The sequence below is a fragment of the Thermoflexibacter ruber genome, assembly GCF_900113045.1.
GTDB lineage: Bacteria > Bacteroidota > Bacteroidia > Cytophagales > Thermoflexibacteraceae > Thermoflexibacter > Thermoflexibacter ruber.
Genome location: NZ_FONY01000008.1, coordinates 24355 through 36884, shown reverse-complemented (window position 1 = coordinate 36884; position 12530 = coordinate 24355). Strand labels below are relative to the sequence as shown.

Annotated in this window: 8 protein-coding genes; 3 read left to right on the top strand and 5 right to left on the bottom strand. The window is 38.2% G+C overall.

What is annotated here, in order from left to right:
• Nucleotides 1–2 precede the first annotated feature (2 nt).
• Nucleotides 3–2168: a prolyl oligopeptidase family serine peptidase gene (locus tag BM141_RS06025; RefSeq protein WP_091541760.1), complete on the top strand. Its 2166-nt coding sequence runs from the start codon at nucleotides 3–5 to the stop codon at nucleotides 2166–2168.
• 55 nt (nucleotides 2169–2223) lie between these two features.
• Here BM141_RS06025 and BM141_RS06020 read toward each other — a convergent pair whose 3' ends face one another.
• The 3 genes from BM141_RS06020 to BM141_RS06010 all read right to left on the bottom strand — a co-directional run bounded on the left by BM141_RS06020 (nucleotide 2224) and on the right by BM141_RS06010 (nucleotide 5282).
• Complete coding sequence (locus tag BM141_RS06020) at nucleotides 2224–3183, bottom strand: glycosyltransferase family 2 protein (protein ID WP_091541759.1); 960 nt, start codon at nucleotides 3181–3183, stop codon at nucleotides 2224–2226.
• Nucleotides 3184–3193: 10 nt separating this feature from the next.
• Entirely contained in the window at nucleotides 3194–4135 is a 942-nt protein-coding gene (locus BM141_RS06015) for a glycosyltransferase family 2 protein (protein WP_091541756.1), read from the bottom strand.
• A 163-nt stretch (nucleotides 4136–4298) separates the two neighbouring features.
• On the bottom strand, nucleotides 4299–5282 hold the full coding sequence (locus BM141_RS06010) for a hypothetical protein (protein ID WP_091541753.1): 984 nt from the start codon (nucleotides 5280–5282) through the stop codon (nucleotides 4299–4301).
• 222 nt (nucleotides 5283–5504) lie between these two features.
• Between BM141_RS06010 and BM141_RS06005 the strand changes: the two genes are divergently transcribed.
• On the top strand, nucleotides 5505–6563 hold the full coding sequence (locus tag BM141_RS06005) for a sensor histidine kinase (RefSeq protein ID WP_091541749.1): 1059 nt from the start codon (nucleotides 5505–5507) through the stop codon (nucleotides 6561–6563).
• Nucleotides 6564–6573: 10 nt separating this feature from the next.
• A complete protein-coding gene (locus tag BM141_RS06000) occupies nucleotides 6574–7317 on the top strand; it encodes a LytR/AlgR family response regulator transcription factor (RefSeq protein ID WP_091541746.1) in 744 nt (247 codons plus the stop codon).
• Between the two features lie 339 nt (nucleotides 7318–7656).
• Here BM141_RS06000 and BM141_RS05995 read toward each other — a convergent pair whose 3' ends face one another.
• Both BM141_RS05995 and BM141_RS05990 read right to left on the bottom strand, forming a co-directional pair.
• Entirely contained in the window at nucleotides 7657–11049 is a 3393-nt protein-coding gene (locus BM141_RS05995) for a VCBS repeat-containing protein (RefSeq protein ID WP_245763998.1), read from the bottom strand.
• Nucleotides 11050–11160: 111 nt separating this feature from the next.
• Entirely contained in the window at nucleotides 11161–12378 is a 1218-nt protein-coding gene (locus tag BM141_RS05990) for an MDR family MFS transporter (protein WP_091541741.1), read from the bottom strand.
• Nucleotides 12379–12530: the final 152 nt, after the last annotated feature.

Here is a 12530-nt window from a genome sequence, read left to right as displayed (position 1 = left end):
AAATGAAAAAAATCTCGCACATTTTACTTTGTGTTTTCGTATTGTTATTGATAAGCTGTTCTGGTAACAAAGAGAATAGCTCGCTAATGGAAATGCCCATGCTTACGTATCCTAAGACAGAAAAAGTTAGCCAAGTTGATGATTATCATGGTACAAAGATTGAAGACCCGTATCGCTGGTTAGAAGATGATACAGCCGCTAACGTCAAGGCATGGGTACAAGCGCAAAATAAGGTTACTTTTGGCTTCTTAGAGCAAATTCCTTATAGAAATACTATCAAGGAGCGATTGACGGAAATCTGGAACTATCCTAAGTACGGTCAGCCTTACAGAATAGGAGAGTATTACTTTTTTTCAAAAAATGATGGGCTTCAAAATCAATATGTTACTTATTTTCAAAAAGGACTTGACGGTACACCTGAGGTTTTTTTAGACCCCAATACGCTGTCCTCAGACGGAACGGTAACAGCCAGCATATCAGGTTTTTCCAATGATAGAAAATATGTAAACATTCGTATTTCTAAATCTGGCTCTGACTGGTCAGAAATGGCTCTTATGGAAATAGCTACTAAAAAAATTCTTCCTGATACGCTCAAATGGGTTAAATTCTCGGGAGCCTCTTGGTACAAAAATGGCTTTTTTTACAGCCGCTATCCTACTCCAGCCAAAGGCAAAGAATTTTCTGCAAAAAGTGAGTATCAGAAAATATACTATCACCAATTAGGCACACCACAGGAAAAAGACCAGTTGGTTTATGAGGACAAGGCTCACCCACTTCGCTACTTTGGCACACAAATTACGGAAGATGAACGCTTTTTAATTTTGTATATCTCCGAAGGCACAGACGGGGGGGAACTGCACTACAAGAACCTCCAAACGGGAGATAAAGAGTTTAAGTTACTTTTTAAAGGCTTCGCTTATAATTACAGCGTCATAGACAATATTGGCGACAAACTTCTGGTTTATCACAACCAAGATGCTCCTAACTACAAAGTTTCCTTAGTCGACCCTAAAAACCCGTCGGCTATGACGGATTTTATTCCTGAAAAAGAAGAAAAGTTAGAAGGGGTTAGCACAGGTGGAGGGAAACTTTTTGCTAGTTATTTAAAAGATGTCAATACCAAAGTATATCAATACGATATGGCTTCTGGAAAATTGGACAGGGAAGTAGCTCTGCCTGCCTTAGGAGATGCAAGTGGCTTTGGGGGAGAAAAAGAAGATACGTTTTTATTCTACACTTTTACCTCATTTACCTATCCACCAACGATTTACAAGTACGATATAGCCACTGGACAATCTGAAATTTTCCGAAAGTCAGAAGTCAAATTTGTTCCAGAGGAATATGAAACTAAGCAGGTTTTCTATCCCAGCAAAGATGGTACAAAAATTCCCATGTTCATAGTACATAAAAAAGGTATCCAATTAGACGGAAAAAATCCTACTTTGCTTTATGGCTATGGTGGTTTTAACATTAGTCTAACTCCTTCGTTTAGTATATCTAACATTATTTTATTGGAAAATGGAGGAGTATATGCTTTGGCAAACTTACGTGGGGGCGGTGAGTACGGCGAAAAATGGCATAAAGCAGGTATGCTGCTCAACAAGCAAAATGTATTTGACGATTTTATCGCAGCCTCTGAATATCTTATCAAAGAAGGCTATACCTCCAAAGACCGCTTAGCCATAGCAGGAGGTTCAAATGGAGGATTGTTAGTAGGTGCAGCGATGACGCAACGACCTGATTTGTATAAGGTGGCTTTCCCTGCGGTGGGGGTCATGGATATGTTGCGTTATCATAAGTTTACTGTTGGTTGGGGTTGGGTGGTAGAATATGGCTCGGCAGATAGCGTGCAGCATTTTAAAAATTTGCTTTCTTACTCGCCCTTACACAACTTGAAAGAGGGAGTCGAGTATCCTGCTACTATGGTAACAACTGCCGACCATGACGATAGAGTAGTGCCAGCACACTCTTTCAAGTTTGCAGCAACTTTGCAAGAAAAGCACAAAGGGAAGAACCCCGTACTCATCAGAATAGAGGAAAAAGCAGGACACGGAGCGGGCAAGCCTACAAGTAAAATCATTGAGGAGCAGACAGATAAGTGGTCTTTCATGTTCTATAACATGGGTATAGAACCGTACAAGGATAAAAAAGTAAAGAATACGATGTAAACTAATTACAAAGCAACCCAATGAAGTCTATTAAACTCTCTTGGGTTGTTTTTTATCAGTGCTTTATTTTTCTTCTCCCCCAAACTACTAATCGCTTAAAAATATGTGTGGGTTGTAGCAGAGTAGCCATAGTAAGCGAATAGATGAACGGCAAATAAGCCCTGTCCCCATAATAAATAATCGCATTTCGGCGGAAGTGATAGCTGAGATTGGCACATTGTCGCATGAGTCTTGTCCAAAGGCTATCTTTTTTCTGGGCTTCTTTGTACTCCTCAAAGCTAAGAGGAATAATACCTTGCGCCTGTTTTCTATAAGAATCCCTTAGCCATGAGCGAGTTACTTGCATCAGATTATCTTTGGAGGTTACAGCCATTACAGAAGAAAGGTGCATACGATAATTGATAAATTTATCAGGCATGATAATCATTACGCCCCCTTTCTGTGTAAGCCGAGTGTACAAATCCAAATCCACCATACATTTTAAGTCTTCTCTGTACCCTCCTACTTCTCGCATTTTTTCCATATAAGTCATAAACCCAGAGTGTAAGGCAATCACTAACTCGCCTGTTTGTCTTGCAATATGGCTGTCTTCTATCTTAGTATAGCCGGGAGTAATCTGTTCTCCTATGATTTTTCCCTTGCCGTTGATGTAATAAGCCTGACAACTTACCATAGTAACCTCTGGGTTATTTTCAAGGTAAGCTACTTGTTTTTCAATACGTTGAGGGTGCATTGTGTCATCTGCATCAATTTTTGCATAATAGAATCCTTTGGCGATGGCAATAGCGGCATTGTTAGAGGCAGAAATACCTCTGTTAGGGTGGTCTATAATTACAATTCTATCATCTTTGGATGCGTAATCTTGTATGATTTCCAAGCTACGGTCTTTAGAGCCATCATTGACTAAAATAAGTTCAATAGAGCGGTATGTTTGGTTTAACACACTTTCTATGGCTTCGGCAAGATATTTTTCACCATTATAGACCGTAATAACTACTGTTACCAGCTTTTGCATTGGGTTAATCTTATTTATTTTTTAATTGGAAAAGGACTTTTTTAAAAACAAAACCTGGTATAAGTAAGACAGCTAATAGGCTTTGTATAAAAAACTTAGGATAATCTTTTAGGGAATAATTAATACCTGCATTTCTGTAAAAAGCATACCCATAATGCTTGCGTTTGCGATACAGATTTTTAAAAAAGCCTTCTTGTTGTACGGTTTGCATGAACTCCTCAAAACTTTGTTCTGGAAGTCCCTTACGTCTTCTATAAATAGAGGAACTAACCCATTCACTTGCTAAAGCTCGTTTCATATCAGTACTTGCCATGATAGACTGGCTATGCACCCTATATTTCATCAGATACTCGGGTATGCCTACTAACACATACCCTTTTTCTATCATTCTATTAAATAGGTCTGTGTCGTCAGAGGGCCAGCGATTCCGATAGCCGCCTACTCCTTCCAATGCTTCTTTGCGACACATGAAGCCCGTATGAGCGCAGATAGCAATGATGCCTTTTTCTACTGCTTGCTTGGACTCTTCTATGCTTTTAAAACCCATAAGGTGTTGTACTCCCACTTTTTTGCCCTTGGCATTGATAAGGTGGCAGTAACAACTTGTCATATCTACTTCTGGGTTTTCTTGCAAAAACTTTACTTGTTTCTCGATTCGCTCTGGCATCATTACATCGTCAGCATCAATGCGAGCTACAAATTTGCCTTTGAGAGTAGGTAAAATACGATTACACGAATTTGCCATACCCATATTTTCGTGGTCATCTATGATAATTCGCTCATCTTTGGCTTGGTATTGCTTAATGATTTCAAGTGTACGGTCTTTAGAGCCATCATTAATGATAACAAATTCAAAATGAGGGTAAGTTTGTGCCAGTACGCTTTCTATGGCTTCTGCTAAGTATTTTTCAGCATTATAAGCGGACATGACAATAGACACTAAATCAGACATGATTTTGGCAAGTTAGAAACTGTAGTAGAAAAGTTAGACAATTTAGATAACACAAAATTACAAACGTTTTTTATCTACCTTTTATAAAAATAAAGATGAAAGCAAAATTAAGATAATAAATCAGAAGAAATCAAAAAAACAGAGCTTTAATGACCAATTCTTACTAAAACCTGTAAAAATATCCTATAGAAGCAACCCACTCTCGCGAAAGCCCATCAGGGTTAGTAACTCTTGATATGCCGTCCAATTCTTTTTTCCCATACAAAAACTTGATGCCTGACTGGATAGAAAACTGATAGCCAAAACCTGTTAGCACGGTGAAAGCAAGCCCATCGCTACCCTGCACCTCTACCCTTTTTCCTGTGGAAGGAAGCACGATAGTATCCTTGGTCAGCCGATAAATAGGTAAGATGCCCACAAAAAAGTTAAACCTTGCAAAACGAAAATTGCGTTCTATACGCATCATTACATCTTTGCCTCTCAAGATTCGGGGGGCTGGTGGATAGAGCAACTTAGCCTCAGGAATGATAGCAGCATTTCCGTCAGCTGTTACCTGTAAGTTCCTGATAAATTGATTATTGTTTGCGTTTAAGGCTTGTTGATAACCTACGGCAAAAAGCCAATCTCGGCTGATGAGCGATGCTCCAAAAATCAAATCATACGTGCCTAAACTCGTTTGGTAGTACATAGGTAGAGGTACTCCTGTTTCTCTATTGGTCAAATCACTGCGATTGGTAGGGATTTTGGTTCCGATAGTAACGCCTATCTGATACCGCTCATTATTAAAAACATTACGAGTAAGGCTCAGAGAAATATCGCTCATGCCTCTGGTATCGCCTAACCTGCCTGAGGTAACCATGTAAGGAATTTTTGCTTGGAACATGGTTCTGGTATTGAAACTAAAATTGGCATCTATGGTAGTTGCCCAGATGTGCGTACCAAACTTGGCAAAACCGTAGCCTTGGCTAATCTCTATGGATTGCAGGCGAATATCCATTTTTTTACTAAAAGCTTGATTGGGCTTCATAGCTCCCATAGTACAAAAGCCTGCATCGCTACAGCCTTGAGCAAGTATTTGATTATCAATGATAAAAAACAAAATACTTATCAAGGATATTCTTAAAGCTAAAAAAATGACTGTTTTCATAAAAAATGGAAGTTCTCAAATCTATTGTGTTTATACAGCATTTTAGCAGAGAAAGTTACAGATAGCAGCACAAGGTAAGAAAAAAAATCAAATTAGTCGATTAAAAATGCCTATCTGTCTAAAAGCCTTTTTTAAATGCGATGAATGAGTAAGAAAGTATGTAAATTTACATACTAAAATTCAAAATATTGGAACGCTCAAGAGAGTAAAAACTAATTTGACATGCAGTCTTTTTTCCAGAGAAATAAAACCTTGCTCATACACGTTTCTTTTTGGTGTATGTATTTTTCGTTTTTCTTTTACCAAGTCAGTTCACCACGCAAGGGAGAGGAAGTAGATTTGTGGAGAGCTTTTCAAGTGGCTGTTTTACACATTACTTTTGTTTTCATCACTGCCTACTTGAACTACTTTTTCTTGCTGCCTCGCTTTTTAGAGCATAAAAGAGTGAGTAAGTATTTGTTAGAGTTTTTTAGTGTCTTTGTTATATTGGTGATTCTTTATGTGCATGTCAAGCGATTTCATGCAGACGGCTATTCTTATTCGCAAGAGGCGCATCACTTTTATTCTTTGCGTTTTGCCTTACAGTATGGATTCAATAGCTTTTTTATCGTTGTATTTGTAGCTATGTTGAAGTTTTTAGCGCAATGGTCTGAACTGGAAGCAAAGAAAAAAGAAATAGAAAATGAAAAATTGACCTCAGAACTTCGCTTCCTCAAAGCCCAAATCAACCCTCATTTTCTATTCAACACCCTCAATAACTTGTATTATTTGGCTTTTACTCAATCGCCTAACACCACAGAAGTCATTGCCAAACTTTCTCAAATGATGCGTTACATGATTTACGAGTCCAATCATGCTAAGGTACTGCTAAGCAAAGAAATAGAGTATATGCAGAACTACATTAGTTTAGAAAAATTGCGTTTGAATGACCAAATTCCCGTGCAGTTTGAGGTGGTTGGCAATATGCACAGCGTACAGATAGTCCCTCTGATATTGATTACTTTTTTAGAAAATGCCTTCAAGCATGGGGTCGGGAACAATTTTTCTGAGGCTTGGGTAAAAATCAAAATAGAAATCCATGACCGAAAAGGTATGCCTTCCAAATGTATTTATAGAGTGGAAAACAGTAAGTTACCCTCAGCAAATATTCTCGAGAAATCGGGGATTGGTTTGCAAAATGTGCAAAGAAGATTGGAACTCAGCTACCCCAATCACTACCAGTTAAGAGTAAGAAATGATGAAAATGTATATGCTGTAGAACTTGAATTAGATTTGCTATAAACGATTGAGAATGAATATTTCCTGCATCATAGTCGAGGACGAGCCTTTGGCACGCAACCTTTTGGAGCAGTATATCCAAAAAGTACCTTATTTGCACTTAGTCCAATCTTTTTCTAATCCTCTGGCTTCCATAGAGTTTTTAAGAGAAAACTCAGTGGATTTATTGTTTTTAGATATTCAAATGCCCGAAATTACAGGGGTAAACCTACTCAAAATAATCTCTAAAAAGCCTTTAGTTATTTTTACCACTGCTTACTCTGAATATGCCTTAGAAGGCTACGAACTCGATATAGTAGATTACCTGCTCAAGCCTATTACCTTAGAACGCTTCCTAAAAGCTGTGGAGAAGGTAGCCCAACGCCTACACCCGCTGAAGACAGAAAATGGAGAAGAAAAGCAAGAAAGAGCAACAGAAACAGAAGTAACGCCTCATTTTGTCTTTGTAAAAGACGGCACTAAACTCGTCAAAATTCGCCTGCAAGACATTCTATACATAGAAGGACTAAAAGACTATGTAATTATCCATACTCCTCAACAAAAGGTAGTAAGCCTGCAAAGAATGAAAAATTTAGAGGAGCAACTACCTGCTAATCAATTTATTAGAATCCATAACTCCTACATTGTTTCCTTAGAGGCAATAGATGCCATAGAAAAGGAAAAAGTACAAATAGGCAAGGTTTTTCTCCCGGTCAGCGACACCTACCGCAAAACCTTCAAAGAATTTATAGAGCAGAAAAATATTAAGTTGGATTAAAGGAAAGGGAATAGATTTAAAATGAAACGGCTCTACGCAAATACGCAGAGCCGCTTTGTAACTTTTGGTACTTATCTTTTTTGTAATAAAATTACAAAAATGAATGTTAAAATCTGAAAATCTTTAAAGAATTTTAAAAACCTTAAAATCTATCACAATTATAGATAACCTTCGTCAGAAAAACAAATTATTCATATTAATTTTTTTGCGTATGAAAAAAAACTTCTGTTTCGACTTAGGAACTGTTTCTATAGAGAGTACTGTTGTCCAATATGATGAAGATGCTCAACTCGGCAAATTTTTGTAAGACTATTCAAAATAATCCATTTTGAAATCAAACTACAAAGGTCTGTTCAGTACCTCCAATACTTGCAACTTGTCATTATTTCGCATCACTAAGGCTACTTTTTTCCCATTGGCTAAGGTAATCAACTGAATATCACGACATTCTCCATTTACTACAAAACCACTTTGAGCTGGGGAGATAGGAGCAAAGTTTCCTTTGCCATCGCCTTTGAGCAGGAGTCCTACGCTTGCATCGTAGCGACTGAGCAAGGGAGTTACCCCATAGAAGTTACCCCCTAAGAGCAAATCTTTTTTTCCGTCCTTGTCAAAATCTCCCACTTGCAAGGCAAAAACAGTAGAAAACTGTGCCTCTATGGGCAGACTTTTGATAGCAAAACCATCTTTCCCCTTGTTTTCAATGTAAGAAGTCGAGAAATTATGAGCATTTTTCATTACTGCTCCTTTGAGTTCTTCGGGAGTAAAAATGTCATGAATAGTAGCTGTAGAGTAATCTTTGTACTTCAAAAACTTTTTACGCAAATGCGGAAGTTGTGAGGTCATCTCGTCTTTGGAAGCCAAAGGAAAAAGTTGGCGACTTCCATCAGATGCGGTGCGATACATACAAATAATAGGGTCTGTGCTTCCGTTAGCATCAAAGTCTTTGACATATAAGGTGATAGGCTCATTTTCTGTGGGTTTCAAGTAAGAATTCTGTCCCCAATTCCCAGCAACAAAATCTATGTCGCCGTCGCCATCAAAGTCATCAGCAAGGAGGCTGTTCCAAAAGCCACTATTAGATGTTAGATGTTGGTTATTAGTTGTTAGGTTAATGAGTTTATTGTTTTGGTTTTTGAGGAAAGTAATGGGCATCCACTCTCCAACTACCACTAAGTCAAGTTGTTGGTCATTGTCAAAGTCCGCCCAGACCGCATCTGTAACCATGCCCAAGAGGTTATTGCCCAAGACATCTGCGGAGGCGTTTTCAAAAAAGCCTTTTCCATTATTTTTCAATATAAAACTTGGTGGGTCTATGCCAAACTTGCGTCCTTCTACCCTTGCCCCAATGAACAAATCCACGTCCCCATCTCCGTCAAAATCAGCAGGTTTTACACAAGAGGCATTAATAAAAATTTCAGGGAGTTGATTTTCTGTTTTTGTGAAATTGCCCTTGCCGTCATTCAAATACAGTCGTGGTTGGATTTGTTTGTCTTTACCAAAAAACTCATTTCCAGCACTTACTACTATCAAATCTAAGTCTTTGTCGCCATCTGCGTCAAAAAAAGCGGCACTTACATCTTCGCAAATGCTATCCTGCTCAAAAAGGTTTTTTTGACTAAGAGCAAAAGAACTATTCTTCTGTTGAATGAGTAAAGCACTTGTTTTCCACTTGCCATTAGGCACAAAAAGGTCTTCTAAGCCATCACCATTTACATCGCCTTTGGCTATCTTACTGCCTTGCGTAGATAGAGCATAAGGAATCAAGAACTCTCTTTCAAAGTCTGTGATGGCATTGTCTTCGTGAGTGAAAGGGATATTGACTTGATTAGTTATGTCTGCAAATAGTTGCTGCGAGCTGAGCCACGAATTACACTGATTACATAAATTTTTTTCGCTTGCTTCGCTTTGTTTTAAGGTCAAAAACTGATTGGCTTTTACGTTGGTCAGAAGTTGGGAGTTGCCGTTGTTCCAAGCAACTATCAGAGAATCAATTATTTCATTTTTCCCTAAGCCAATAGTTAAAACGTGGTCGACAGAAGATTGGAAGCCTCGTGTAGGCGATTGTTCTTGATAAATGAGTTGGTCTTTGAGTTTTAAAATTATTTTTGCTCCAATGCCAGACGTATTTTGATTTTCTCCTACTAATTTGATTTTCAAATAGTTGTTTTTATCAATATTCTGATTTTCATAAATAGAGGCAATTTCATTAAAGTTATTGACTACCAAGTCCAAATCTCCGTCATTGTCCAAGTCTGCATAGGCTGTACCATTGGAAAATCCTGCCTTGTCCAGTCCCCATTCCTTTGATAAATTGTTAAAAGTGAGATTTTTATTGTTTTTAAAAGCAAAGTTAGGGATTTTAATAATAGGCATCTGTTCGGTGTATTTGAGTTTTGCCTCATCTATGCCTTGCAAAAGCGGATACCTGATGTTGGGGTCAGAAATAAATTTGAGATAGTCCATGTCATTAGGACGGCGAGGGATTCCATTAGCTACAAACAAGTCTTTCCATCCGTCGTTGTCCAAGTCTGCAAAAAGCACCGACCAACTCCAATCGGTAGTTGCTACGCCTGCCAATTGAGCAATCTCGAGGAGTTTAAAGTTAGTTAGCTTTTTCTCTTGGCTAATAGACGTATTTACTTGTAAAGCATTTTTCGCAAATTGGTGGTAATAGCCAAAGGAATATTTGAACTGATAAATGCTATAGGCATCTGCACTTTCTTCTGAGGCTTTGCGAATTTGCTCATTTTCAGGCATCATGTCCGCAGAAAAAACATCTAAGCGTCCATCGTTGTTGAAGTCAGCCATGTCCACCCCCATAGAAAACTTGCTCGTATGTCCTACTACTTGCCTAATGCTTTCTGTAAAAGTTCCGTTGCCGTTGTTGAGATAGAGGTAGTCATTTTCGTGGAAGTCATTGGCGATGTAGATGTCTTGCCATCCGTCTTGGTTGATGTCCCCAATCGCTATGCCCAAGCCATAACCTACTGCACTGCTGTAAATTCCCGCATTTTCGCTTACATCAATGAATTTTCCGTTTTCATTTTTCATCAACCTGTCGCCAGCCCTTTCGTTTTTTTCAGGACGAATTTCTGCAGCACGGCGGTAAGTTCCCTCATAGTGAGTAGAATGATTGAGCAAGTAGCAATCCAAATCACCATCATTGTCATAGTCAAAAAAAGCGGCTTGGGTAGAAAAACCAGAGAAATCTAAACCGTATTCTTTGGCTTTTTCTGAAAAGGTACCGTTCTGATTGTTGATAAAGAGTTGGTTATGTCCGCTCAGTCCCAAAAGATTGCTTACATTACATACATAGATGTCGAGCCATCCGTCTCCATTTACGTCAGCCATAGTCGTTCCCGTAGTCCAGCCTATGCTACCCGCTACTCCTGCTTTTTCTGTAATGTCCTCGAATTTTAAGTTTCCCTTGTTTAGGTAAAGTTTATTTGGTAAACGATTGGCAGTGAGGTAAATATCTGGCAAGCTATCGTTATTGATGTCGCCAATGCTTACACCCCCTCCATTGTAAAAGTATAGGTAATTCAAGATATTAAAAGTAGTATCTTCTTTGACGAGATTGGCGAAGTCCACACCTGTCTGAGCGGGGTCAAGAAGTTTAAAAAGGGAATTGTCAGAAGTTCTTTCATCTGTATTTGATTGATTACAGGCAAATAAAGAAATGAGAATAATAAAATAAAATATCGTGAAAGTATATCTACAATTCATCATGGGTATGTGTTTTTATGGTTTTTTTGATTTTCAAAGGGCAAAGATAGAGATGTTTTGATAAAAATGGAAAACCATTGATAAGGACAAATGTTTTTGGGAAAAGTATTTATCCTACGCTACTTTCTTGTTTACTTTTACCTGTTGTTCTAAAATTTTAAATCCTATAAAAACAATAATATTTAAGGCTATCATAGTGTACCAAAGCGTATGAAAGTTGTACTGCTCGGCAATATTTGTTCCTAAGGAAGGAGCGACTACCCAAGAAATGGAAAAGATAGAGGCGTACATTCCTACAAACTTCCCTCTTGTGGAGGTTGTAGAACGATTGATAGTAAAAACGTTCATGTAAGGCAGAATAAAAATCTCTCCAAAGGTGAAAAAAGCAATAGCTAAAACAATGATAAACAAATTTTTAGAGATAATAATTAGAATAAAAGCCAATATCATCATCATTACCCCAAAAGTTATCATTCGAAGTTGTGGAATACGCTCTCCAATAATATAAACAGTAAGCATTTCAAACAAAGCGACTATAAGCCCGTTTAAAGCCAGCAAAATGCCTATTTTCTGCTCAGAGTAAAGGCAGACTTGTTTGAAATACAAAGGTATGACGGTAAAAAGTTGGAAAAAGGTAATAACGCAAATGGTAGTGAGTAGAACCGCAGATAGAAAAACATAATCTTTGTAAGGAGATTTTGCTTGGGTGCTTTCTTGTAAGATTTCTTGCTTTTTATGTTTTTTGCGAGAAGGTTTGAACCAATAGCTAAAAAGCAAGCCAGCGGAAATGCAAGTAACGCCGTCTGCTAAAAAAAGATAACGAAAATCATACACCGCCAATAGTCCGCCTAAGGTAGGTCCTATGGCATACCCTAAATTAGTAGCTAATCTGTTCAGAGCATAAGAGCGAGTCAGGTTTTCAGGGGTACTATAATCTGCCACAGAAGCCGTGTTAGCGGGTCTCAGAGATTCAGTAATGATACTAAGGAAAAAAATACAACAAGCGATTTGCCAAAAACTCTGCATGAGCATTAGTACAAAAAAGCCTGCTCCTCCTACTACTAAACTCCAAAATTGCACTTTGTAATTACCAATTTTATCAGAAAGCCAGCCTCCAAAATACGCACCTATCACTGAGCCTGTACCAAAAACGGTAATGATAGAGCCAGCCTCTGATAAGGAAAATTTAAGTTTTTGGGTGAGATAAACCCCTATGAAGGGAATGACCATAGAACCACTGCGATTGATGAGCATGATAGTAGCTAAGAGCCAAGAGGAGCGCGGCAGACCGCCGTAAGCGTTCTTATAGAGAGAGAGGATTTTTTGAAACATATCGTTTAAGTTTTTAGGCAACAAAATTAGCAAAAAATGTAGTTATTATCACAAGATAAAAATAACGCAAGACTTGTGGTCGTTGATGAGCTTGTGATGAAAGTAAATAGGCGGAAGTAATTTTTTAGATAATATATGCAAATCACAAAAAC